Origin of the sequence: Streptacidiphilus sp. MAP5-3 (assembly GCF_041262505.1) — a bacterium.
In the GTDB taxonomy this organism is placed as follows: domain Bacteria; phylum Actinomycetota; class Actinomycetes; order Streptomycetales; family Streptomycetaceae; genus Streptacidiphilus.
On sequence record NZ_JBGCCL010000008.1, the window covers coordinates 79,630 to 102,862 of the forward strand.

Here is a 23,233-nt window from a genome sequence, read left to right on the forward strand (position 1 = left end):
CACGGTGGGCCGGGCGGCGGGGCGGTCAGAGGGAGGCGGCCAGCTCCATGGCGCGGATGCCGAGCGATTCGAGTTCGTGGGCCTCGTCGGCGTCGGGGAGGGTCTGGGCGACGGAGGTGACCGCGTGGAGGACGCCACCGGCGGACAGGTCCGCGCCCTGGATGAAGTGGGCGAAGATGTCGGCCCGGCGCTCCTCGGTGAACCGGAGGCGCTGGCTGACGGTGGTGATCGTCTTCTCGGGGTCCGTGATCCGGGCCCCGGCCGTCTCTTGGATGGCCCGCAGTTGCCGGACGACGTAGTCGTGATCAAGGAATGTCTTGACGGCGTCGGCGGTCTGGGAGGTGACCAGATCGAGCGTGCGGGCCTGGGTGTTGTCGCTCCACCGGATCACCCCGTCGTTCTGGCGTCCGCCGACGTGCACGGACTTCATCGCGTCCGCCGTGATCGTCATCCCGTTGTCGCAGACCTGGACGACCAGCCGGGGCACGATCGTGAACGCCCCGCACCCCGTCTCCGAGTTGGAGATCTCGAACCCTGCGAAGACTGTGGGGTTGTCACTGCCGAGCGCCCCGGAGAACGGGGAGCGGTAGTTGCGCAGCAGTTCGGGAGCGTAGGCGTTGACCTGGGGCGCCACGACGCGGACATACATCTTCCGGTCAGTGAGGTCGGAGCTGTCCAACCGGACATCGACCCCGGCGGCGGCCACACCTTCGAGCGCGGCGGTCAGGATGTCCAGGTTATCGATGATCCGGTAGCCGTTGGACAGGAACGCGCGGGCGGTGCCGGTGTCCTCGTCCTGGCCGGGCCGAAGCGTGCGGATCATGTAGCTCTTGGCCTCGCGGCTCTCGTGCGTGAGCCACCCGTTGACGTTCGCGTCCCACAGCTCCGGGGCTTCGAGCCTGGTCTTGCGCAGGTAACCCACCGGGATGCCCAGCTTCTCGGCCACCCCCGACTCACACACGTCGGTGAGTCGGAACTCTCCGGCCTTGCTGGTGACACCATCCGGGGTGATCTCGTGATCGGCACCGTCGATGATCAGTCGGCCGCCCTCGGCGTGGATGCTCTGCGCCGGGGCGATGACGTCGGTCTTGCGTGGGTGCTGCTCGCGGAGAATGTCCACGATCTCGCGCAGGTTGGCGTTGCGGGTGGAGGTCCTGGCCAGGGAGATGGTCATGTGTGAGGTCCCTTCGCACGGGTTCGTCTTCGTGGGTGTCGGCTGGGGTTGCCCTCCCCGTCCAACAAGAACAATACTATCTCAATAAGGGTTTTGCGTCAATTCATTGGGCATGCGAGCGTTAGCCCGTCGCCTCCGTCGTCGCCGACATCGCGCGGAAGTTCTGCACGGTGACCGCTACCGCCCAGCGGCGGGCGCGGGCGGAGTTCGCCGCGCCGCTCGACCCCCACGCGGCGGCGGCGCACAGGCCCGGCCGGATCGGCAGGTCGGGGCTGATCACGTAGTGCGCGCCTGGCAGATAGGCGTCACGCCAGGCAACGCCGATGGTGTGGAGCGCACCGACGAACGACCAGCGCAACTGCCACTGAGGGGTGAGACTGCCGCTCGCGAGCACGGCGCCGACCTTGGCCTGAGCGTCCGCCAGGAAGGTGTCGAGGGCGACAAGCGCGCGGCACGCCTGCTCCCAGTCGGCGACAGCCAGAGGTGGAACTGGCGGCAGTGCTGCCCACTCCTGCGGAGCGACTTCCCGGACCACGGCGGCGGCGGCGTCGAACTGCGCGCCGATGTCGGACAGGACGGCGAGAACTTCCCGGGAGCGGGCCGGGCGGGCCACAGTGAGGTCATGCTGAACGTCGATGATCTTCATGGGTCTTCCTTCGGATGCAAGGGAGGCGGGCCCGGCCCAGTGGCCCACCGGGCCGGGCGGCGAATCAGCGACGGAGGCCAGCGGCCCAGAGCAGGCCCGCGAAGCTGCGGGCGACGGCGGCGAGGTCGTCGCCGCCCCGGGTCCACGTCGGCACCTTCTCGTCACGGACCTGCTCGGCGGGCTCCGCATAGATCGCCCCGCGATACAGGGTGTACTCCTCGCCGGGCGCGGGGATGCGCAGCTCCCACGTGCCGAGTTCCTTGCACATGACCTGGACGGCGTAGGTCCGGGCACCGTGGACGATCACGAGCGTGCGGGGGGCGCGAGGGATGCCGAGTTCGGTGAGCCGGTGGTCGAGATCGACGGCAACGGCCAGGCGCTCGGCGAAGGGAAGTCCGGCGATCGCCTCGGGGGTGAGCCAGCACCAGGCACAGCCGGACCCGTCGCTGTGGCCGCACTCGGCGCGCTTGGCGCTGTTGATCTCCTGGAGACGCGGCAGGTCGAGAGTCGTGGTCACGTGACGCCTTTCGGTCGGTTCCTCGTGGGCGCCGGCCGGGGCTTGCCCTCCCCGACCAACAAGAAAAATACTATCTCATTAAGGGTTTTTGGTCAAGCCTGAGAGCAGAATGCACGCTCGAGCCAAATAGCTGACGGACCGCCAGATTCGTGGGCGCACCTCCCCCGGCGGCGGCCACCGCCACCGCCGGGGGACCGGTCTCAGGGGGAGTCGAATCCGGCAAGTCGCTCGTAGGCGGCTTCCTCGCGGTACCGGCAGTAGGCCATGCGGGCAAGCTCTTCGCGATCCCCCGGGACTCCGGTGGCGTCGGCCAGGTGGAGCAGCGAGGTGATCATGTCGCGGATGATCACGGACACACTTTCCGGGTCGGCGGGTTCACCCTGGTAGGTGCCGGGGTTGGCGGAGATGTAGGCGCGGACGGCGACCAGCGCGGAGTCCGCTGCATCGTCGGCGGTGCGCTCGGGAAGGAGAGTGGGCACGGGCGGGTTCCTCGTTTACTCGACCGGGTGAGCGGATCAGGGCGGGGCTGGACTACGAGGCAATGGCGGGGATGTCGGCCGCGCGGGTCGGGGCGAAGTCGAGGTCCCGCTCAACCAGGATGGGCACGGCCAGGTGGCCGGGCCGGGCGGCGGGGGTGAGGTAGAGCTCTTCTAGCTCGACCAGGTGGATGTAACCCCATTCGCCCGTGAGGTAGTTGACCCGCGCCCAGCCGAACGCCAGGCCGCTGGACGGGTCGAGTTCGGCTATGTACCAGTCCGATCCGCCGGTGAAGTAGTGGATGTGGCAGACCTTCCCCGCGAACTCCTGGCCGTCGGTGGCGTACAGCTCGGGGATCTTCGCGAGGTCGGCGAACGGCGGGTAGAACTCGTGGCCCCTGGCATGCCTGTTCTGCTCAGGCATCACCCCCCAGGACCAGGCCCCGGGTTCGACGTTCGTGCTGTGCAACTCGGTCATGCTCTGCCTCTCGATGCGAGGTTCGTGGGTCGGTCTTCGGGTTGCCCTCCCGTTGACCTGATGACATCAGTTTATCTCAATAGGGGTTTTTGGTCAAGCTCGAAGGCAGAGTCCACCGCACGGGTCAGACAGATGACGGACCTTCAGATTCATGGGCGCACCTCCCCCGTCCCCCCGATAGCTGCCTGGGGTCCGGGGCAAAGAGGGCGTCCGGGTCAAGGGCCGGCCGAAGGCCGGTGGCGTGCCACGCGACCGAAGGGAGCGCCCTTGAAGCGGGCGGCCGGCTCCGGACACTGGGCCGCGCAGGGGGGCCGGGGGAACCGCGCAGCGGGGCGCCCGGCAGAAGAATGCAGCCGCGCCGAAGGCGCGCCCGAATCCCCGCCGCCGGGGGACTGATCCGGCGGTGGTGGTGGTGAGGTCACGCGGCGGGTGCGGTCTCTTCCTCGCGGTCGGGGATGTCCACGGTGAGCGCCGGGTGCGTGGCGGCGATCCGGCGCAGTCGGCACCGGGCATTGGCGCGGGCGGCGCGGCTGGGCGCTTCCCGGGCCGCCTCGGTGAGGTAGTCGGCGAAGGCGGCGAGCGCGGCGGCGGTGGGCAGGATGATCCGACGGGGCTGGAACACCGCTGCCGGGTCACCGAGTCGGCGGGCGGCCGTCCAGGCTCGGTAGACCTCCTGGCCGCCGGGGGTGAGCGGTTGGTGTCCAGCGAGCCGTCCGCCGAGCCAGTCGGCGAGGTAGCCGCCGACATCCACGGTGGTGGTCGAGTTGGCCTCGGGTGCCCGGACTCGGGTCCAGCGGTTGATGCGGGTCTCCAGCACGGACAGGCGGTGGACGGCGGGCCGTAGGTCGTCGGCTTCCCGGGTGACCCTGGACAGTTGGTGGTCGGCGATGGATCGCAGGTAGCGGGAGTGCTGGGCGTACCGCTGGCGGTCCAGCCGGTACTCGGTGATGATCTTCTCCCCGATGTCCCGCATGCGCGAGCGCGCGGACTCGGTGGCCAGTTCGTAGGGGCTGCGGTGGAGTTGCTCCCAGGGATCGCGGGGACCGGTCGCGCCGAGCGGGGGCAGCGTGATGCCGCCGTAGATCCACGAGTTGTAGACGGCTAGCCGGTCCGTGTAGCTGCTGGGGCTCTCGTCCGGGTCGTAGCGGCCGGAGGTGAACCGTAGACGGGTGTAGGCGTCAGGGTCGTCGGCTTCGCCGGGCGCGGCTTCGGGGTGCAGGGTGATGGTGCCGATGACGTGCGGGGCGCGGACCGTGAAGTACGTGAGGCCGTTCTCCCCGTACTCGATGTCATAGCGCAGCAGCAGGCGGGTTGCGGTGCGGGTGGTGATCAAGGGTTCTCCGGATGGCCGACCGGGCCACGGCGGCCCGGCCGGCTCGGGTCGGTCATCGCCGGGCGGTGGGGGCGCTGGGCAGGATGGGCGGGATGCCGCGCTGCTCAGCGGCCTCGTTGATCAGCTTCGGCAAACGCAGGGTCACCGTCTGGAGCCACAGGAGGCCACCGACGACGGCGAGCAGTGCGAGGGTGAGCAGAAGCTGGTTGCTGACGGCGCCCGTGGCCGTAAGGGCGAGCACGGCGGCGAACAGGCCGCGCTGGATCGTGTTGATGGTGGTGGTCAGCCCGGTCTTGGGCGGGGTGTTGCTCACGGGGTTGGGCCTTTCGTCGGCAAGGTTCGGGCGGGCCGGGCGGGTCGAGGCCGCCCGGCTCGGGTGATCATCCCGCCACGGCCGGGGCCGGCCAAGCGCCGACGGTGGGCGGGTTGGTCGGAGCGGGCGGCCACGTCGCACCGAACGCGCCGGGTGCGGCCTGGGTGGGCGCGGCCTGCTGCTGGACCGGACGGCTTCCGGCCTTGGCGACCTCGGCCGTGGCGAAGCGCAGGGCCGGGCCGACCTCGTCGATCAGCAGCTCGGTGTAGTAGCGGCGGGGCCCGTCGGCTGGCTGGTGGGAGCGCTGCTTGAGTGCGCCGGTGACGACCACGCGGGTGCCCTTGGTCAGGGATGCTGCGATGTTCTCGGCGTACTGCCGCCAGGCGACGCACGGCATGGACAGCGAGTCGCCGTCCCGCCAGGCGCGGGCGGTGCTGTCGTACGTCTTTTCGTTCGCGATGACGGTGAAGTTGACCACCGCCGCGCCGCCGTCGGTGTACTTGAGGGTCGGGTTGTCCGCGAGGTTACCGATAAGGGTGATCTTGGTCTCGCCTGCCATGGTGTCGCTGCTCCTCTTAGCGTTCGATACGGGCGCCGCCGCGCGGGCCTAGGGTGATCCGGATATCCGGACCGCTGCCGAACGGCACTCCCACACCGGCCATCTCTTCCGCGTCGGCGAGCATCTGCTCGTCGGTGATCACGTAGAGGTCGGCCCAGGACTGCTCGGTGCAGCCGCTGTAGGGATCGCGCCCCCGGGTTCGCAGCCGGTCCGCAGCCTGGCGGATCGACGTGACGCCCTCGGGGTCGCTGCTGCCGCAGAGCGGGTTGGTGAAGTACGCGATGTAGCGCGGGTTCATGTCCGCCCTTCGGTGTGCCGTGGTCTCAGTCCGCTGATCGGGGGTGCCATCCCCTCCCAACAAGAACAATAGTATCTCAATAGGGGTTTTTGGTCAAGCTCAAAGGCGGAGTCCACCGCACGGGTCAGACAGATGACGGACCTTCAGATTCATGGGCGCACCTCCCCCGTCCCCCCGATAGCTGCCTGGGGTCCGGGGCAAAGAGGGCGTCCGGGTCAAGGGCCGGCCGAAGGCCGGTGGCGTGCCACGCGACCGAAGGGAGCGCCCTTGAAGCGGGCGGCCGGCTCCGGACACTGGGCCGCGCAGGGGGGCCGGGGGAACCGCGCAGCGGGGCGCCCGGCAGAAGAATGCAGCCGCGCCGAAGGCGCGCCCGAATCCCCGCCGCCCCCGGCGGCGGCCACCACCACCGGAGGTTAGCCAGCCGCCCGGCCAGTTCGCCGTCGAGCGCCGTGGCGCTCCGGCCGGTGCCCTACGCTGGAGGTCCGCATGCTCCACCGCGTTCGCGGGGGTGCTGTGGTCTCTGGCCGGTGGACCGTGCCAACCCGTTCGCGGGGGTGTCCACCGGCCGCCGCCGTTTCCGGGGTCAGCGGCGGATGGTCGGGTGGTTGGACGGCTGGACCGGCTGCGGGGGCTGGATCAGTGGTGCCGGGCTCTGGACCGTGGTCCTGGTGGCCGGGCTGTTTCTCGGGGCCGGCTGTTCGGCGGTGAGGTCGGCGAGCATGGCGCGCAGTGGGCCGTTGTTGCCGTTGAAGGAGGCGACGGACGCAAGCGTGTTGCGCTCAGGGTCGAGCCGGGTCCAGTCGATCGGGTGCCCGGCGTCGGCCGCGAACTGGGCGAGGAAGGCTCGCTGAGTTCGCCCGTTGCCCTCCCTGAACGGGTGCAGCGCGTTGACGTCGCCGTGGAGGTCGGCCAGGCCGGTGAGGAAGGCGTCCCGGTCGAGCCCGCGGAGGTGGTCCTGGCGGCGGGCGAGTCGGCCGAAGGTGTCGTTCGCGAAGTCGGGGATCATCCGGACGAGACAGAACTGCGTGTTGCCCTTGGCGATCTCGATGCTGCGGATCTGTCCGGCCCACGGGTAGATGCTGCCGAAGACCTCCCGGTGGAACGCCTGGAGGTGTGCCAGGTCGTAGGCGCCGGGGATCGGGTTCTCGGCGAGCCGGGTGAGGCGGGCGGCGGTGATGTCGGCTTCGGCGGCAGCGAGGGCCTGGGGGTCGGTGATGCCGAGCTTGTTGCGCAGGACACCGCTGTCCGGGTCGGCGTACGGGTCAGCCATGGTCAGGGGGCCGGTTGCTCGGTGCCCGGGGCGCGGTGGCGAGCCTCGGCGCGCTCCACCAGCTCGTCAGCGGAGATCCGGCCAGCGGCATAGTCCTCGGCATCGGCGAGGTAGTCCGCGCTGGGGGTGAGTCCCTCGGCCCTGACGGAGCCAATGGCGGATGAGAGGGCGCGGCGGCGGCTCTCCGGAGTGGTGCGGTCTTGCATCGGCGTTGCTCCTTGGTTCGCGCCGGGCGGCGCGGGGCTCTGATCAGCGTACGTGCCCTGCGGTGGTGAGCACGTGGTGCTGGAGTGAGGCGGTCGGAACGGGCGCGGCAGGTGGCCGGCCCCGGTCGGCGGTCGCGGGGGAGGGGGCTCGATGCCCCCTCCCCCGCGATGCCGGCCGCCCGGTCCGGCCGCCCGGTCCGGGCGGCCGGTTCAGGCGGCCGGTTCAGGCGGCGAGCGGCTGGCGCTCAGCCACCGGTGCGGGCAGCGCTGTCACGCGGCCCGCGCCGGTGGCAGCCTCCTCGATCACGGCGGCCTGGACTGCTGCCCGCTCCCGCTCCTGGTTCACCTTCTCCTGGAGCTTGGCCGCCTCCTCCTCCAGCTCGCGGATGGCCTGCTGGTGGTGGCGGTGCCGGGCGGGGGCGTGCTGCTCGTCGTGGGCCCGGCGCAGTTCGGCCGCCCACGGGCGGGAGAGCATGTGCCGAGTGATCGCGTGAACGATGGCGGCGGTCCTGCGCTGGGTGCCCTCCGGGGCGCTCGGGCTGTAGTGGCCGCCGATCTCCCGCCGGACAACCAGCCACCGGTGATTGGTCGGACTCATCGTGTCGGCGTGGAAGTGCGCCCTGTCGGCGAGCAGGACGCCGTAGACGGTCGGCGCGTCCTCGAAGTGGTGCGTGAACGGGCTCCGGTCGGGCTTGCCGTAAGTGATCTCGATGGCGTCACCGGCGCAGCAGTTCAGGAAGTAGTGGCCTGGCTGCCACCCCACCGTGATGGTGCCGCCCAGCTCCGCGATGCGGTACAGCGCGGCTCCCTGCTCCCAGTCCAGGGTGATGGTGGCGTGCATCCGGTAGCCGCCTTCGGTGGCCAGGGTGACGTACTGCGGGCCCGTCGGCCGGGAGTTGCTCACGCCGCCGCCTGGGTGAGCGCCGGGGCCTCGGTGTCCTCGAAGCTGGGCAGAGCTCCGGCGGCCAGCTGCTCGATGGTGGGCAGGTTGTTCCAGTGCCGCGCGGCGTGCCGGTAGGCGGTGGTCCAGAGGGTGAGCTGGCTGGTGTAGGCGTCCATGTCGGTGACGACAGTCAGCAGGCCACCGAAGCTGACGCGCAGCTGCGGCACGCGGGTCGGGCTGATCTTCTCGTGCAGCGTCTCCACGACTGCCGGGCGGACCGGAGCGTCAAGGCGCAGGTGCCCGGAGATCTGTCCTTCGGGTTCGGGGACGGTGCCGGAGCGGACCCCGGCGAACAGTGCGGCGGCTCGGTCGGCGGCGGCTGCCCACGCCGTGTACGCCTCGTAGGCGGGCTGTGGGTGAGCAAGGCGGATGCGGGCAGACGGCATGGTCAGCAGGATCGTCCGGGCGATCAGCACCGCGTGCGCCTCGTGGCGGCCAGCGAGGTGGACGGCGAGGTCAGTCCGCACGATGGGCGGTCGGTGGTCGGTGGTGGCGAGGTACAGGTGCATGCGGGCCTCCGGCGCTGGTGGTGTGGTCAGCAGGGCCGGGGGTGTCCGGTGCCATCGGGCACCCCCGGCAGTTGTCAGGGAGGGATCGCCCCTCCCCTAGGGTTAGGCCGCGATCAGCTCGTTGATCTCCGGGAAGCGGGCTTCCCAGTCGATCTCCTCCGCCTCCCCCGCGTCCTCGCTGTCCAGGTCATCCGGCTCGTCGTCCATGACGATCTCCAAGTGCCTGCTCTGCGAGTCCGCCTCGTCCTCCTGGTCGTCGTCGGCCGCCAGCTCGGGCGCGTCCTCCTCGTCCCGGTCCTCGTCCTCCTCAGCTTCGGCCGCTGCCTTCGCGGCTGCCCGCGCCTCGGCTTCGGCGATCTTCGCCCGGAGCCCGGCGAGCAGCTCGACCTCGGGTTCGTGCAGCTCGTAGCCGTAAGCCATAAGGAACTCGAACCATTCGATGGCGGCCCACTTGTCTCCGTAGCCGGAAGCCGCCTGGCGCACAGCACGTTCCGCGCGGACCGCGACGGTGGCGAGAAGCGCCAAGGGCAGGCGCGCCTCGGCCATCCGCCCGACGAACCGGCCGTACCTCGCACGTGGGTCGTCATCACCCGGTGCCTTGAGGAGCGACAACGCTTCGGGGCTCGCCTCGTCTGCCCCCAGCGTGAAGAGCATCGCGATCAGCTTCCGGGTCATCCCCTTCGGCACCTTCTTGGAGCGGCAAAGTTCCTGGATGTACTCGTGCCGGACCTCCTCAGCGATGGCCAGCGCCTCCCGGCGCTCACGGGCGCCCTGCTCCGCCGCCGCCTTGGCAGCCTCCTCCGCCGGGCTTAGGAACGAGTAGGAAGCGGGCACCTGGTGCCCGTACTGGTGGGGGTCGCGGCAGAGGAACGTCGCCTTGAGGTCGCCGTCCTGGTGCTCGTTGAAGAACGCCGCGTTCCCGGGGCAGTCCTTGTGATTCTCCGGGCTCAGGACAACGCCGTCACCATCAGCGAGGCGGTCAAGGCCAACCTCCTTCGATGACTTCCACGAGAAGCCGTACGGCTCGCCGACCATCCGAACGCCAGCGGCCTTGAGGGCCTGTGTGGTCTCCTGCCGCAGCACGGCCCGCGCCGCCTTCCGCCGCTCGTCCTTAATCGCCCAGGTCAGCGATCCGGCCTTCTCGATCGTGCCGAGCAGCCGCTTGTACGCCTTGGGATCGCCCTCGAACTCAGACAGCAGCGTGGCGTCCTCCAGCGTGAGCGCGCCCTTGTCCACAGCGACCCGGGCCGTCTTCGGCATCGCGGCCAGCGCGATCGACGCCCGGACCTTCTTCGGGTCCTGGGCGACCCGAGTGGCGATCTGGTCGGCGTCGAGTCCGAGTTCGATGGACAGCTGTGCGTAGGCGTCGGCGATCTCGCTCTGGCGCATGTCCTCGCGGTGCATATTCTCGGCCAACTGCGCGATGATCCGCGCCTCTTCGGCGGTCAGGTCGTTGCGGACTATGACGTCCACGGTCCGACCGGCCTCGATCGAGCCCTTGGCTCGCCGGTTGCCGAGGATGATCGCGATCCCATCCTCATGGGGGGTGGCGATGATCGGCTGATAGAGACCGTTCTCCTTGATCGAACCGACGAAGTCCGGGGTCAGTTCGGCCTTGCGGACGTTGCGGGTGAAGATCAGCTCGGACGGGTCCACGTCTTCGAGCAGCACCTTCGCCGCGACCGGCGCCGGGTCGGCGGCATCGGCGGTCAGTTCGACCTCTGCGGCGGCCAGCTCCGGCGAGTCAGCCTCGTCGTTCAGCAGCCCAATGGGGGCGAGTACGGTGGTCACAAATCCTCCAACAGGTGCTTGGTCTCTGTCCGTTGGGCGGAGGTGCCATCCCCTCCCAACAAGAACAATAGTATCCCGAAAAGGGTTTTCCGTCAACTCTCTTCGGCGACCCCAAGCCTTTCGGGCGCGGCGGATTCATGATCGTTTTGGCCTCGTGCGGAAGGTGCGGCGGTGCAGCTGCCCAGCCCATACACACCTCCCCCGTCCCCCTGATAGCTGCCTGGGGTCCGGGGCAAAGAGGCCGTCCGGGTCAAGGGTCGGCCGAAGGCCGGTGGCGCAGCCACGCGCAGCGCCCTTGAGGCGGACGGCCGGCCCCGGATACTGGGCCGCGGAAGGGGGACGGGGGACCACGGACGGCCTCGCCCGACCACCGCAACAAGGGGGCCCGCGCCGACCGGCTGCCAGCCCACACCACCCCATCAGAGCGTGGAGTTCGGCGCCGTCGGCGGCTTCGTGGCCGTGCGCGATTCCCAGCGGCCCGAGCAGACGCCGTTGATCTACACGCGCGACGAGATCAAGGCAATGATCCTCGGCGCCAAGGCCGGGCACTTCGATCACTTCGCCTGACCGCATCACCGCAGCCAGTGACGAGAGGCGGAGGCCGGCCCCAGAGATAGTGGGGCCAGCCTCCGCCGTCATCCTCCCAGAACCCGCATCGATCCAAACCGTCTGCCCATCCTCAAGATCCAGCCACGTTTACGGCGTCGGGGCCTCCCAGATGGTCGCCACCCAGCTCCAGGATTCCGGCTTCACCCTGGCCGACAGCATCGGTGAGGAAGTGCTCGTCACCGCGGCGCCGCCGCCCGGCTGGGATCGGACCGCCCACCGCGCCGGCTGCGACGCCGAGGTTCTCGCGGCCCTCAGCGAACCTGCTGCCCCGGATCGGCCCCGCAGGCGCGCACTGTGGCGCCGATGGCGTTGAGAAGCCCCAAATACCTCATCGAGCGGGGCCGCACCCGGGTCGGGCTGCGGCGGTACGTTGTGCCGATGACCGATTCCCTGCCGCCCGGCGGCGCTGTGCTCGATGTGGACGAACTGGCGGTTGCCCTCGGATGCCCTGAGTCGACGCTGCCTCAGTAGTTCACCAACTACTTGAGGGCGTCTTCAAAGACTTTGCGGTGCTCGGCAGTGTGTTCGTGCTCTCGCCGGGACCAGGTGATGCTATCCGAGATCTGCTGGGCAGTGGCTTCGACGGCCTGGAAGCCGGCCTGCACCTCCGCCCAGAAGCGGACGTTGCGGGCCTGCCGTTCCAGCATCGCGTCGACGAGCACAGCACGCTCAGGACCAGCCAGGCCATAGGCGTCCGCCAGCACACGCACCTGAGTGGCCTGAACATCCGCAGGAGGCGCTCCGGCCTTCGAGGACACACACCACGTCCAGGTCATATACCCGACATCCTCCAACGGGCTGCCCGGCGCAGCCATGTCGAAGTCGATGAAGGCGGTGGGCCGGTCTTGGATGAAGACCGTGTTGTTCGGGCCCGGGTCGTGGTGGCAGACGGTAGCGAACGGTACGGCGAGTTCGCTGCCGCGGATGGCGTCGTGCAAGGCGCGAAGCAGCACGCCCGCGTCGGCCACCTGAGCGTCGGTCCAGCGCTGGAACTTGGCCGGCACTCGGCCGGGCAGGTAGCTGAGGATGTCCCGTCCGGCTTCGTCGCGGCCGAGGTACCGAGGAGCGCCGCTGAAACCGCGCTGTTCGAGATGGCGGAGCAGCCGGGCGGTGAACGGCGACGACGCCGAGGCCGGACGGCGCACGGTGTTACCCACCCGGACCACTCCCTGGGTGAGACGGCCCCCGCTGAGCGGGATCTCGGCTTCGCCTCTGCTGAGCATGCGTTCTCCTTCTCCGAGTCCCACGGGGTGGATTCACTATGGGTTCCGATCGAGGCCGCCGAGCCGTGGAACAGGTCACTCAGAACAGGGTTCGGGTGTCGCTTCTGGCGTCCCCCTGCACGATCCGCCCGTCGTAGAGCCCTGCCCGTGCTAAGCGGCGCCAGGGACGTGCGTGACGCACGGCGATCTCGATATCGGTGTCGGCCGTGCCGAGGTCGATGTCTGCGACGGCTAGGGCCGGTCGGCCGTCGCCTGGGCAGCGAGCGAGCCACCGCCCGCCCGGCGCGACGATCCCGGACGGCACTGTCGCGCTGAACTGAGCCGGCACTGAGTAGCCGATCCAGTAGCTGTACAAGGTGCCATAGGCCTGCCCCACGACCGCCCGCGCCGCGTCGTCGACCATGACCGACAGCAGCACACAGTCGACGTCCAGGCGCTCGTACTCGGCGAACAGTTCGGGGAAGTTGGCCTCGATGCACAGGGCACATCCGAACCGAACTCCGTCGACCTCGAAGACGAGCGGCGCTGTCCCCGGGGTGTACATGAGCGAGACCTCGGTGTTCGACAGGAAGCGCTTGTCGTAGCGGGCGACGAGGCGGCCCTGGTCGGAAATCACGTAGAGGCTGTTGTGCGGGCGGTGCGGCGGTGTGAGCGGGTGGATCGAGCCGAAGGCGACCCAGAGGCCGAGCTGGCCGGCCAGGTCGGCGATCGACTTCGCCTCCTCGCGCAGGACATCCCATGGGACCCGGCTCCAGTCCGAGGCAACGAGGGTTCCTGGCCCACCCGACGACATCACGTGCTTGCTCGGGTAGGTGATCGCTCCCTCGGGGAACTGCACCAGTCGTGCGCCCTCTCTGCCCGCCTCCCGGACCAGGTCTCGGATTTCCGCCCCGCTCGCCCGCAGTGCGCCGGTGTCCGTCGGGTCCTCCGGCACCGTGCTCTGCGCGACCGCCAACCGCAGTGTCTTGGCCATGTGGGGACGATACCGGTGGGCGCGGGTGCGCGGCGGCATGTTCAGGTCGAGGAGGCGCGTGTGCCGGTGGCGACCCCGGTCTCGACGAGGCCCGGGCGGCAGTCGAGGACAAATGCGTGCACGGTGGCGCCGGTCTCCGTCCTCAGCCGTTGGCCAGGGTGTCCTGGATCTTGACCCGGTTCGGGCTGGCACCGGCGGTGTCCGGGTAGACGGACCCGCCGTCGGCGCCGATGTGGTCGGTGACGTGGACGACGACCACCTCGGGCGGCCGGCGGCCGGGGCGGGTTCGCCGTCCGGGGCCGTCGCCGCAGCCCGGCTCACCACGATCCTGCGGGGCTGGGGCGCCGGTACGACTAGCGCCGTGACCTTGCCAGTCGCGGCCACCGCCACTGCGAATCGCCTCACGGTCAACAGCCCGGTCCGCTCCCGCAGCCCGCAGCGATCCCCGGGACAGCTCGGCCAGCCCGCCCGGCCGGCCGCCGCCCCTTCCTGCGATCAGCCGACTTCGGTCACCGTGGCACCGACGGCGTCAGAACCGCGCTCCGGAGCCACGGTTGAAGTACCTGGGGCACTGTGACGGCACCGTCGGGCTGCTGGTGCTGTTCCAGGATGGCCGGCAGGAGGCGGCTGGTGGCCAGCCCGGATGCATTGAGGGTGTGAAGGAAGGCTGGCTTCCCCTGCGCTGGGCGGTAGCGGATATTGCCGCGCCGAGCCTGGTAGTCGCGGGCGTTCGACACTGAGCTGACCTCGACGTAGGCGTTGATGCTGGGCAGCCAGACTTCCACGTCGAAGGTCTTGGCCATCGCGGCGCTGGTGTCCTCGGCGGCCAGGCGGGTGACCCGGTAGTGCAGGCCGAGATCAGCCACCAACTGCTCTGCCTTGCCGAGGAGTTCCTCGTGTGCGGCATCCGAGGCATCAGGGCGGACGAACTGGAACAGTTCGACCTTGTCAAACTGGTGGCCGCGCAGCGTCCCGCGTTCGGTCGCGCGGTACCCGCCGATCTCCTTGCGATAGCACGGCGAGTACGCGAAGTACCTCCTCGGCAGGTCCTCCTCCGGCAGGGTTTCGTCGCGGTGGAGGTTGACCAGGGCAGTCTCCGAGGTGGGCAACAGGAACCGTCGCGGTCCGGGTTCTCCGGTCTCTCCAGGCTCGATGACGAAGACGTCGTCGGCGAACTTGGGGAACTGGCCCGCCGTGTAGCCAGCCTCGTAGGTCAGCAGGTGCGGGGGCAGGACGAACTCGTAGCCGTCGCGCAGGTGGGCCTGGACGAAGAAGTTGAGCAGCGCCCATTCGAGCAATGCGCCGTTGCCGCGGTAGATCCAGTGGCCGCTGCCGCCCAGTTTCACGCCGCGCTCGTAGTCGACGAGCCCCAGGCGCTGAGCGAGGGCGACGTGGTCGCGGGCCGGGAAGGCGAACTGCGGTGGCGCGCCGATCGAGCGCACGACCTCGTTGTTCTCCTTGCCGCCGGCCACCACGTCGTCGTCGGGAAGATTGGGCAGCTGGTCGAGGAAGTCCTTCCGGGCGGTACCCAGTTCGGCGAGCCGGGCCTCCAGCTCGGTCAGGTCCGCGCCGACGATCTCCGACCGCGCACGCAGCACGGTCACGTCCTGGCCGGCGCGGAGCAGCCGAGCGACCTCCGCTGAGATCTGCTTCCGCTCGGCCCGCAGGCTCTCCACCGCGGTTCGAGCGTGGCGGAACTCCTCGTCGAGCATGAGGAACGGTGCGAGATCGACCTGAAGTCCTCGCTTGGCCAAGGCGTGCTGCACGCGCGCCGGGTGTTCTCGGATCAGGGTGATGTTCAACATGGTGACGGGCGCTCCGCTCGGTCGATCCGCGACGTGATCCCTTGGGAGCGCGGGCGAGCAGGGACTCGCGGTGCCACCGCGCCTTCGCCGCCGACAGGTGGCAGCCTCAGCCCGGCTCGGTCACGGGAGCCAGCCGGCGGGGCATTGGACCTGGCGGCCGTTCCTCCCCGCGCTCAGGAGGGGATTCGCCTTGGGGCGCGAGACTGCCTTTCCAGCTACCGGCAGCTCTCTCGGCTCGCGTGGTCCCGCGGCTACTCGTCTCCGTCATCGCGTTGCCCCCAAGCGTAGGGCGGGCTGATCCGGCAAGCAACGAGGTTACTGCGAGCGGCGCGGCGGTCGGCTTTCGCGCGGCGCCTGAGTTCTGGGGCGGCCCCCTTGGACGTCATGCCGCCCGTGATGCCGCCGTTCCGGCAGCTGACGCTGGCCACCTCGGGGCGAGCCTCACGCTACGCCGCGCGCTTGGCACTTACGACCAGCGCCGTCTCGGCGAAGAAGAACCGCGCGCCCGCAGCCGCGTCCTGCACTGCTGTGTGCCATGCCTCGACCTCCTCGAGGTCCACGAGGCCCTTCCCCCGCTGGGCCGAACTGGTCAGCGCCTGCCTGATGTTCTCGACGCGCCGGGCCGCTTGGCCGTCCAACTCGGTTGAGGACGTGACCCACGTGGCGACCCGCTCCAAGGTCAGCGGCGATGCCTGAACCAGCCCGGGGAGCTTCCGACCGATCCGCCCATCCGCATAGTCCATCCACGGCTGTTGATCATCGGTGAAGGCATGACAGATCCGTCTGTCCAGGTCGCGATCCGGCCCCGCGATCACGATGGAGTCGAAGTCCACGTGCGCCAAGACCGCGCGACCACCGGGCTTGAGCAGCCGCCAGATCTCCGCGAGGAACGCCGACGCGTCCGGAAGGCACTCGAGCACGTTGTACGAGACGACCGCGTCGGCGCAGCCGTCAGGAAGAGGGACTGGCTCTCGCAGGTCTGCGACCAGGACTTCGCTTCCGCCGGCGTGATCACCCAGCAGTTCCCGGGCCGCCTCGACGCTCGCCGTGGAGCGGTCGAACCCGGTCAGGCGCACCATGGGGAACCTGTGGGCGAAGGCCGCCAGCGTTGGCCCCCTTCCACAGCCGAGATCGACCACTCGCCCCTGTGGGGGTGTCTCAGCTGAGTCAACCAACTGATGGTGAATTGGCTCATCGTTCTCGGACATCCTGAGTTCTCCATCAATGCTGTGCTCATCTGAGCAGATGGTCAGCGTTCAGGTGGCTCTTCCCTGCAACGCGAAGGGGAGAGCCACCTCTGTCAGGAATCACGGGGAAGCGAACTCGACCAGCGGAGAAGTGACGACCTCGCGCCAGCGAAGACGATGACCGGCCGCGTGAAGCCGGAAGTACACCGCTTCGCGGCGCTCGTCGGTGGCGGTGCCGAAGTGGCCACCGATGTTGTGTGCGAGCAAGTAGTGCACGAGGACGAGGCTCCCGGCCGGGGCGGTGACCTGGATGGGTTCGCCCAATTCGACCGGCGGATAGGGAATCGCGCTCCCCAGAGCATCGGCACCGTGCTCCCGCAGCCAGCGCCCGGTTCGCAAATGGGTGCCCGGCCAGACCCACAGGTTGCCGCGGTCGACTTGTTGCTGGTCGGTGAGAACCACGCCGACGAGCACCGTGAAAGTGCCCGGCCGGCCGTCATCCTCGGTGGGCGTCAAGCCATCGATGTGCGGCGCGCTCGGACGGTGAGGATAGGGCGGGATGGTCAGCGCGAGTTGCGCGAACTCAGGCTCGTCCAGCAGGAGTTCGTGGTGCATGAACGACTGAACCACGCCACCGACGCCGCTGTTGCCGTAGAGCTCGAGCAGCCTGTGGCAAGGTGTATCGAAGTGCGGCCACAGGAAATACGGCCCGGTGTGGCCGGCTGGGGGCGGGGTCTGTGCCACGTAGTCCGCGACGGCTGCGCGCCAGTCCGACACCTGCTGAGCGGAGAGGATGTCGGGCAGCACGGCGTAGCCTTGATCGCGAAAGTGGCTCATCACCAACCGAGTTGGGGTAACCATGGCCATGAGTAGAGCGGTTGACGTCGATCGGGGCAACCGAAAATAGCTCAGCGGAAGCAACCGTGCCCACGTCGCTACTGATCGAGAGAGAGCCCACTACCATGCCCGAGATCATCAAGCGCAGCGCCCGGGCGATTCTGCTCGACGGCGATCACCTGGTCCTCATCAAGCGGACCAGACCCGGTCGAGACCCGTACTGGGTCACAGTCGGCGGTGGCGTCGAAGAGGCAGACGCCAGCATCGAAGACGCCCTGCACCGAGAGGTGTACGAGGAACTCGGCGGAACAATCGACGGCCCTCAGCTTGTCTATCTGATCACCGATCACCTGGCTGACGGCATCAGCGTTCAGCATATCTTCGCCGCACGCCTGGCAAGCATCGACCTGGACGCCCGCACGGGCACCGAATTTCACCGGCCCGAGCGCGGTGGCTACGAGGTTGTCAGGGTTCCCTTTGCCCCAGACGCGGTCCGGGCTGTCAACCTGATGCCGCCCCAGCTGGCGGAGTACCTCATCGCGAACACCGACGCGATCACGTCGGTTGTTGCAGGCCCCTCGATGACGTCAACAACCTGATCGGCTGCTCGCTGCGGCCCCTGATCTAGCAGGCCAGGGGGTGGATCTGGGACGCCACTGGTGGTCGGCGCGCTCGGTTGTCATCGCGGCAGCAGGTACTTCGATGGGATCCGCAGCGACGGATGGTTCGACAGCTACGCTCAGAGCCTCGAAGCAGTCTGGGCTGTCGCCTGGCCGTGGACGGACGACCTTGAGGAGACCCACTCGCATGGGCCGAGTTGAGTACTACGACGACCCGGCGGCTCCTGCGGCCAACGCGCTCGTCCCCGCCAGCAATCTGCTCGTCACGGATGACGACGGCGCGATCCTGCTGCAGCGCCGCCGTGACACTGGACAGTGGGCACTGCCGGGCGGAAAACAGGACATCGGGGAATCGGCCGCGGACTGCGCGGTGCGCGAGTGTCTGGAGGAGACCGGCATCATCGCGGAGGTCACCGGCTTCCTCGGGGTCTACTCCAACCCGGTACACATCGTCGCCTACAGCGACGGGGAGATCCGCCAGCAATTCGAAGTGGCCTACATCGGGCGGCCGATCGGCGGCACGCCCACGATCAACGACGAGGCCGACGGCGTGTGCTGGGTCCACCCTGGCGACCTGGACGACTACGACATCCACCCGAGCATGCGCCAGCAGATCGGCGACTACCTCAGCGGCAAGTACCCCTACCTGGCATGATCCGGCGCCGCCGCGGCAAGCCTGGCCTCGGCTCGCGCCGCCGCAGTGCTGCGCTCGCGGATCTACGATGCCTGACACATTGGCGCGATCCGCTTGAAGCGGCACCGCCTGGGCGACGGCCCCGTGCCCAGCCCAAGGCCGTCGCGGACGCGCTTCATGCGGCCCGCTGAACGCTGCCCTTCACGTCTCGGCGGGCCAGCAGCGTGTACCGGGAACCTGCGGTTATGGGCCGGACGCTGTGCAGGAAGTGGCGGGTTGCGGGGAAGGCGACGAGGGCGCCCTTGGCGGGGCGGAGGTCCAGCGGCGGCGCCTCGAAATAGAGTGCGCCGCCGCCGTACTCGTCAGGGCCGCTGAGGAAGAGGACCGTGGTGAGGTCGCCACCGATCACGGGCTGGCCGTTGGTGGCGGCGCGCTCCAGCGCTACCTCGGTCACCTCGTCGTGGTGCGTGACGAAGCCAACGCCCTCCCCGTACCGGTAGATGAGGGTCGGCCGGCCGGGAACCGGGTACGTGTCGACGCCGAAGAAGGCGTCGATGAGCGGCGTGACAGCGGCCGTTCGACTCGCTGCTCGCTCTGATCGACCGAAGAGCACGTGGCCTCGAGTAGAGCCCACGAGTCGGTCGAAACAGCCGGAAAACCCCTCGGCAGGAGGAGCAGAGCGGTTCTAAGATCCGGAAATGGCTAACCTGGAAGAGCTGCTGCGTCAGCGGCTCAAATCGGCGTTCGAGGCAGTGGCGGGAACTTCCGTGGACCCCCTCGTCCGACGATCCCAGCACGCGCACTTCCAGTCCGACGCCGCCCTGCCCCTCATCCGCAAGATCGGCGGCAACCCGCGCGACCTCGCCGCGAAGGTGGTCGAACAGGCCCAGCTCGACGACCTGTGCTCGTCCGTTGAGATCTCCGGGCCAGGCTTCATCAACCTCACCATCTCCGACGACTCGCTCGGCCGATTGCTAGCTGGCATGCTCGACGACGACCGACTGGGCGTTCCGCAGGTCGAGGCACCCGAGACGATCACCGTCGACTACTCGGCGCCGAACGCCGCCAAGGAGATGCACGTCGGGCACCTCCGGTCGACGATCATCGGTGACGCCGCCGTGCGCCTGCTCGATTGGCAGGGTCACACGGTGATCCGCCAGAACCACATCGGCGAATGGGGCACGCCGTTCGGCATGCTCGTCGAACACCTCCTGGACATCGGCGAGTCCGAGGCCGCCCACGAGCTGTCCGTCGGAGACCTCAACGGCTTCTACCGTGCCGCGCGAAGCAAGTTCGACGCCGACGAGACCTTCAAGGACCGCGCCCGCAAGCGCGTAGTCCTGCTGCAGAGCGGCGACGAGACCACGCTGCGGCTGTGGCGCACCCTGGTTGACGAGTCAAAGACGTACTTCCTCACCGTCTACAGCACGCTGGGCGTGCGCCTGAACGAGGACGACTTCTTCGGGGAGAGCTACTACAACAACCAACTCCATTCGGTTCTATACGAGTTGGACGCGCTGGGGTTGCTCCGTGACAGTGAAGGCGCCAAGTGCGCCTTCCCGGGCAACTACCTCAACCGAAACGGCGATCCGCTGCCGATCATCGTTCAGAAGGGCGACGGCGGTTTCGGCTACGGCGCCACCGACCTCGCTACCGTCCGGCACCGCCTGCGGAACCTGCACGCCACCCGGCTGCTCTACGTCGTCGGCCTGCCCCAGCACCAGCACCTCGAGATGGTCTACGAGACCGCCCGCGAGGCCGGCTGGCTCGCCCCGCCAGCCCGCGCCGAGCACGTGGGCCACGGCTCGATCCTCGGCAGCGACGGCAAGATGCTGCGGACCCGCGCCGGCATCTCGGTCAAGCTCGTCGACCTCCTCAACGAAGCGATCGTCCGGGCCGGCACGGTCATCTCGGAGAAAAACCCGGAACTCGACGAGGACACCCGGGCAGCCGTAGCTTGGGCAGTCGGGATCGGCGCGGTCAAGTATGCCGACCTGTCGACCGACCGCCTCAAGGACTACGTCTTCGACTATGACCGGATGCTGTCGTTCGAGGGCAACACCGCCCCGTACCTTCAGTACGCCCGGGCCCGGATCTGCTCGATCTTCCGGCGCGCCGGGGTAGAGCCTGACCGCTCCATCGGCACGCTGGTCATGGCGGAGCCGGCCGAGCGCGCGCTCGCGCTGGAACTGGTCGGCTTCGGCACGCTGATCTCCGAGGTCGCAGAAGACCTGGCGTTCCACCGGCTCGCGCACTACCTCTACGGCCTCGCCAGCGCCTTCACGTCCTTCTACGAGAAGTGCCACGTCCTCCGTGCTGAGGGAGACATCCTGCAGAGCCGGCTCGCCCTGTGCGACCTCACAGCGCGGACCTTGGCACTCGGCCTGGACCTGCTCGGGATCGAGGCCCCCGACCAGATGTGACGTGGCTGTCCCGCAGACCGTCAGAGCGTGCCGCTCAGGGATACGCCACCTCGGATGCAAATCAGCTACTGGCACAGGAGCCGCGTGGCGCTCCTCCGAGACCATTCGGCATGGCGATCCGAACGCCGACCGGCGCGGATCCAGCCCGGAAGGACGCAACGTGCTCATTCGCGGAGTGGTCACCGCTGACATCCCAGCGCTGGCCCGCGTGCACGTTGATGCCTGGCATGTCGGATACGCCGGTCTGATGCCGCAAGGCCTGCTCGACACGACGACCATGGAACGCCGCACCGCATCGTGGGAACGCACCGTGCGCACCCAACGTGACCCCAGAGAGAAGATATTGATCGCTGAGGTCGACGGAACCCCCGTCGGCTTCGCGCACACTGGCCCTGGTCGCGACCCGGACGCTGCGGGCACGGGGGAGCTTTGGGCGCTGAACGTAGCGCCGTCGCATTGGGGCAGCGGTCTGGCTCCCCATCTCCTCGAGGCAGTCCACGAAGCCCTGCGTCACGCCGGCTTCGAAAGGGCGACCCTGTGGGTGCTGGCGGGCAATACCCGTGCCCGCAGGTTCTATGAAAGGCACGGCTGGGGCCCTGACTCCGTCACTCGCGAGGAGACCATCAGAGGCTTCAGTGTCGCTGAGCTGCGGTACACACTCGACCTGCGCCTCGACTGAGCTGCCACCTGCCCTCCTGTCTGAAGGAGGGCTATCGCCCGGTCTCCTCACGGGTGACGGTCTCGGGTACTCCTTCGCGCCACCCGTATGGGGGATCAGGTCACGTCCGTCGTTTTCGCGTTGCCGTCTCGGGTGCCGTGCCTCTACCCTCACAGGCAGCGCGTTGAGGGAGACGAGTACCTGCGGGACGGCGCGAGCCGAGAGAGCTGCCGGAAGCTGTGAAGGCAGTCTCACGCCCCCGAAGGGAAGACACTCCTGAGCGCAGGGAGGAAATGCCCTGCCGGCCGGCCCCCGTCATCGGGCCCGAATGAGGCCGCCGCCCCCGGGTGGTGGCGAAAGTGCGGTGGCACCGCGAGTTGCCCCTTCTCGCCCGCACTCCCAAGGGATCACGACGACGCCCCTGGAGGGCTGCGATGATCCACCCTACGACCCGCGTACTGGCCGCTGAACTGCCGAAGCACGCGGGTGAATCCGTCGAAATCCGTGGCTGGCTGCACCGCCGCCGTGGACTCAAGTCCGTCACCTTCCTCGTGATCCGTGACCGTTCCGGCCTGGCGCAAGTGGTGACTACCGAAGCGCGGGTCGACTTCCCCGAGGAGACGGTGTTGCGGGTGCGGGGAATGGTCACTGCCAACGCCCAGGCTCCCGGTGGTGTCGAGCTGACGTCCCCTGAGATCGACGTACTGTCCAGCCTCGCGCAAGCTCCGCCGTTCGACCTGTACCGCCCGACGGTCCCAGCTGGTCTCCCGACGATCCTGGACAACGCGCCGGTGGCGTTGCGACATCCGCTGTTGCGCGCTCCGCATCAGATCTCCGCTGCCTCCGTGGCCGGCTTCCGCGGCGCTCTGGACGGCCTCGGGTTCACTGAGATTCAGACGCCGAAGATCGTCTCTTCGGCGACCGAGTCCGGTGCCAACGTGTTCGCGCTCGACTGGTTCGGCGCCAAGGCGTACCTGGCGCAGTCCCCGCAGTTCTTCAAACAGGCCCTGGTCGGGGTCTTTGAGCGCGTGTACGAGACAGGCCCTGTGTTCCGCGCCGAGCCGCACGACACTGCCCGGCACCTGGCGCAGTACACGAGTCTGGACGCCGAACTGGGCTTCATCGCCGACCACCGCGAGGTGATGGTGGTGCTGCGTGAGGCGGTCGCGGGGATGGTGGAGTCCGTGGCCGGGCGGGCCAGCCGGGCGGTGGAGCTGCTGGGGGTGAAGCTGCCGGTGGTGCCGGCGGAAATTCCACAGATCCATTTCTCGGAGGCCATGCGGATGCTGGGGACGGACGAGCCGGACCTTGCTCCAGCGCATGAGCGGTGGCTCAGTGAGTGGGCGCTTCGGGAGCACGGGAGTGAGTTCCTGTTCGTCGTCGGGTATCCCATGAAGAAGCGGCCGTTCTACACGCACCCGGAGCCCGGCAGGCCCGAGTACTCCAACAGCTTCGACCTGCTGTTCCGCGGGCTGGAGCTGGTCACGGGCGGACAGCGGCTTCACCGTCATGAGGACTACCTGGCGGCGCTCGCGGCGCGTGGGGAGTCCGCGGAGCCCTACGCGAGCTACCTCCAGGCGTTCGCGCACGGGATGCCACCGCATGGTGGGTTCGCTCTGGGACTCGAGCGCTGGACGGCCCGGATTACGGAGGCCGACAACATCCGCCGTACGACGCTCTTCCCCCGGGACCTGCACCGACTGACTCCCTGAACAATGCACAGGGCGCCCACCCGGACGACGTGCTGACCG

Annotated in this window: 28 protein-coding genes; 7 read left to right on the forward strand and 21 right to left on the reverse strand. The window is 68.9% G+C overall.

Annotated elements, in window-relative coordinates; all coding sequences use genetic code 11:
• Positions 1–25: 25 nt before the first annotated feature.
• The 14 genes from ABH928_RS14815 to ABH928_RS14880 all read right to left on the reverse strand — a co-directional run bounded on the left by ABH928_RS14815 (position 26) and on the right by ABH928_RS14880 (position 10,513).
• Positions 26–1,174: a DUF932 domain-containing protein gene (locus ABH928_RS14815; RefSeq protein WP_370066246.1), complete on the reverse strand. Its 1,149-nt coding sequence runs from the start codon at positions 1,172–1,174 to the stop codon at positions 26–28.
• A gap of 121 nt (positions 1,175–1,295) precedes the next feature.
• Positions 1,296–1,820 (reverse strand): hypothetical protein, encoded by a 525-nt coding sequence (locus ABH928_RS14820; RefSeq protein ID WP_370066248.1) that lies wholly within the window; start codon positions 1,818–1,820, stop codon positions 1,296–1,298.
• A 64-nt stretch (positions 1,821–1,884) separates the two neighbouring features.
• Positions 1,885–2,337: a hypothetical protein gene (locus ABH928_RS14825; protein WP_370066250.1), complete on the reverse strand. Its 453-nt coding sequence runs from the start codon at positions 2,335–2,337 to the stop codon at positions 1,885–1,887.
• A 200-nt stretch (positions 2,338–2,537) separates the two neighbouring features.
• Entirely contained in the window at positions 2,538–2,816 is a 279-nt protein-coding gene (locus ABH928_RS14830; RefSeq protein WP_370066252.1) for a hypothetical protein, read from the reverse strand.
• 52 nt (positions 2,817–2,868) lie between these two features.
• A complete protein-coding gene (locus tag ABH928_RS14835; protein ID WP_370066254.1) occupies positions 2,869–3,291 on the reverse strand; it encodes a hypothetical protein in 423 nt (140 codons plus the stop codon).
• A 418-nt stretch (positions 3,292–3,709) separates the two neighbouring features.
• The gene (locus ABH928_RS14840; RefSeq protein ID WP_370066256.1) at positions 3,710–4,624 is read right to left on the reverse strand and encodes a hypothetical protein; all 915 of its coding nucleotides are present in this window, start codon (positions 4,622–4,624) and stop codon (positions 3,710–3,712) included.
• Positions 4,625–4,676: 52 nt separating this feature from the next.
• Complete coding sequence (locus ABH928_RS14845; protein ID WP_370066258.1) at positions 4,677–4,937, reverse strand: hypothetical protein; 261 nt, start codon at positions 4,935–4,937, stop codon at positions 4,677–4,679.
• Between the two features lie 67 nt (positions 4,938–5,004).
• Positions 5,005–5,496, reverse strand: a complete 492-nt coding sequence (gene ssb, locus ABH928_RS14850; RefSeq protein WP_370066260.1) for a single-stranded DNA-binding protein — start codon at positions 5,494–5,496, stop codon at positions 5,005–5,007.
• A gap of 16 nt (positions 5,497–5,512) precedes the next feature.
• Positions 5,513–5,794 (reverse strand): hypothetical protein, encoded by a 282-nt coding sequence (locus tag ABH928_RS14855; RefSeq protein ID WP_370066262.1) that lies wholly within the window; start codon positions 5,792–5,794, stop codon positions 5,513–5,515.
• 583 nt (positions 5,795–6,377) lie between these two features.
• On the reverse strand, positions 6,378–7,064 hold the full coding sequence (locus tag ABH928_RS14860; RefSeq protein WP_370066264.1) for a Fic/DOC family protein: 687 nt from the start codon (positions 7,062–7,064) through the stop codon (positions 6,378–6,380).
• 2 nt (positions 7,065–7,066) lie between these two features.
• On the reverse strand, positions 7,067–7,270 hold the full coding sequence (locus ABH928_RS14865; protein WP_370066266.1) for a hypothetical protein: 204 nt from the start codon (positions 7,268–7,270) through the stop codon (positions 7,067–7,069).
• Positions 7,271–7,493: 223 nt separating this feature from the next.
• The gene (locus tag ABH928_RS14870; protein WP_370066268.1) at positions 7,494–8,174 is read right to left on the reverse strand and encodes a hypothetical protein; all 681 of its coding nucleotides are present in this window, start codon (positions 8,172–8,174) and stop codon (positions 7,494–7,496) included.
• Positions 8,171–8,722, reverse strand: coding sequence for a hypothetical protein (locus ABH928_RS14875; RefSeq protein ID WP_370066270.1), 552 nt, complete (start codon positions 8,720–8,722; stop codon positions 8,171–8,173). Before ABH928_RS14875 ends, ABH928_RS14870 begins: the two co-directional genes overlap by 4 nt.
• Before the next feature lie 102 nt (positions 8,723–8,824).
• Entirely contained in the window at positions 8,825–10,513 is a 1,689-nt protein-coding gene (locus ABH928_RS14880) for a ParB/RepB/Spo0J family partition protein (protein WP_370066272.1), read from the reverse strand.
• Between the two features lie 426 nt (positions 10,514–10,939).
• On the opposite strand from ABH928_RS14880, the gene ABH928_RS14885 reads away from it, so the two are divergent.
• Together ABH928_RS14885 and ABH928_RS14890 are read left to right on the forward strand one after the other, a co-directional pair.
• Complete coding sequence (locus ABH928_RS14885) at positions 10,940–11,080, forward strand: DUF397 domain-containing protein (RefSeq protein ID WP_370066274.1); 141 nt, start codon at positions 10,940–10,942, stop codon at positions 11,078–11,080.
• 151 nt (positions 11,081–11,231) lie between these two features.
• Positions 11,232–11,435, forward strand: coding sequence for a hypothetical protein (locus ABH928_RS14890; RefSeq protein WP_370066275.1), 204 nt, complete (start codon positions 11,232–11,234; stop codon positions 11,433–11,435).
• Between the two features lie 166 nt (positions 11,436–11,601).
• On the opposite strand, the gene ABH928_RS14895 is transcribed toward ABH928_RS14890, so the two are convergent.
• The 6 genes from ABH928_RS14895 to ABH928_RS14920 form a co-directional block, all read right to left on the reverse strand.
• Positions 11,602–12,279 carry an aminoglycoside phosphotransferase family protein gene (locus ABH928_RS14895; RefSeq protein WP_370066277.1) on the reverse strand — a complete coding sequence of 226 codons (678 nt, stop codon included), beginning with the start codon at positions 12,277–12,279 and terminating at the stop codon, positions 11,602–11,604.
• Positions 12,280–12,424: 145 nt separating this feature from the next.
• Entirely contained in the window at positions 12,425–13,318 is an 894-nt protein-coding gene (locus tag ABH928_RS14900; protein WP_370066279.1) for a carbon-nitrogen hydrolase family protein, read from the reverse strand.
• Positions 13,319–13,460: 142 nt separating this feature from the next.
• A complete protein-coding gene (locus tag ABH928_RS14905; protein WP_370066642.1) occupies positions 13,461–13,817 on the reverse strand; it encodes a DUF6296 family protein in 357 nt (118 codons plus the stop codon).
• 10 nt (positions 13,818–13,827) lie between these two features.
• A complete protein-coding gene (serS, locus tag ABH928_RS14910) occupies positions 13,828–15,123 on the reverse strand; it encodes a serine--tRNA ligase (RefSeq protein WP_370066281.1) in 1,296 nt (431 codons plus the stop codon).
• A gap of 446 nt (positions 15,124–15,569) precedes the next feature.
• Complete coding sequence (locus ABH928_RS14915; RefSeq protein WP_370066283.1) at positions 15,570–16,331, reverse strand: methyltransferase domain-containing protein; 762 nt, start codon at positions 16,329–16,331, stop codon at positions 15,570–15,572.
• A gap of 99 nt (positions 16,332–16,430) precedes the next feature.
• Positions 16,431–17,177: a phytanoyl-CoA dioxygenase family protein gene (locus ABH928_RS14920; RefSeq protein ID WP_370066285.1), complete on the reverse strand. Its 747-nt coding sequence runs from the start codon at positions 17,175–17,177 to the stop codon at positions 16,431–16,433.
• Positions 17,178–17,272: 95 nt separating this feature from the next.
• Between ABH928_RS14920 and ABH928_RS14925 the strand changes: the two genes are divergently transcribed.
• Positions 17,273–17,746: an NUDIX domain-containing protein gene (locus tag ABH928_RS14925; RefSeq protein WP_370066287.1), complete on the forward strand. Its 474-nt coding sequence runs from the start codon at positions 17,273–17,275 to the stop codon at positions 17,744–17,746.
• A 208-nt stretch (positions 17,747–17,954) separates the two neighbouring features.
• Positions 17,955–18,422 carry an NUDIX hydrolase gene (locus ABH928_RS14930; RefSeq protein ID WP_370066289.1) on the forward strand — a complete coding sequence of 156 codons (468 nt, stop codon included), beginning with the start codon at positions 17,955–17,957 and terminating at the stop codon, positions 18,420–18,422.
• Between the two features lie 154 nt (positions 18,423–18,576).
• Here ABH928_RS14930 and ABH928_RS14935 read toward each other — a convergent pair whose 3' ends face one another.
• Positions 18,577–19,035, reverse strand: coding sequence for a 2OG-Fe(II) oxygenase (locus tag ABH928_RS14935; protein WP_370066291.1), 459 nt, complete (start codon positions 19,033–19,035; stop codon positions 18,577–18,579).
• Between the two features lie 64 nt (positions 19,036–19,099).
• Between ABH928_RS14935 and argS the strand changes: the two genes are divergently transcribed.
• The 3 genes from argS (at position 19,100) to aspS (ending at position 23,194) form a co-directional block, all read left to right on the forward strand.
• Complete coding sequence (gene argS / locus ABH928_RS14940; protein ID WP_370066293.1) at positions 19,100–20,824, forward strand: arginine--tRNA ligase; 1,725 nt, start codon at positions 19,100–19,102, stop codon at positions 20,822–20,824.
• Positions 20,825–20,984: 160 nt separating this feature from the next.
• Positions 20,985–21,503: an N-acetyltransferase family protein gene (locus ABH928_RS14945; RefSeq protein WP_370066295.1), complete on the forward strand. Its 519-nt coding sequence runs from the start codon at positions 20,985–20,987 to the stop codon at positions 21,501–21,503.
• A gap of 326 nt (positions 21,504–21,829) precedes the next feature.
• Positions 21,830–23,194 carry an aspartate--tRNA(Asn) ligase gene (aspS, locus tag ABH928_RS14950; RefSeq protein ID WP_370066297.1) on the forward strand — a complete coding sequence of 455 codons (1,365 nt, stop codon included), beginning with the start codon at positions 21,830–21,832 and terminating at the stop codon, positions 23,192–23,194.
• Positions 23,195–23,233: the final 39 nt, after the last annotated feature.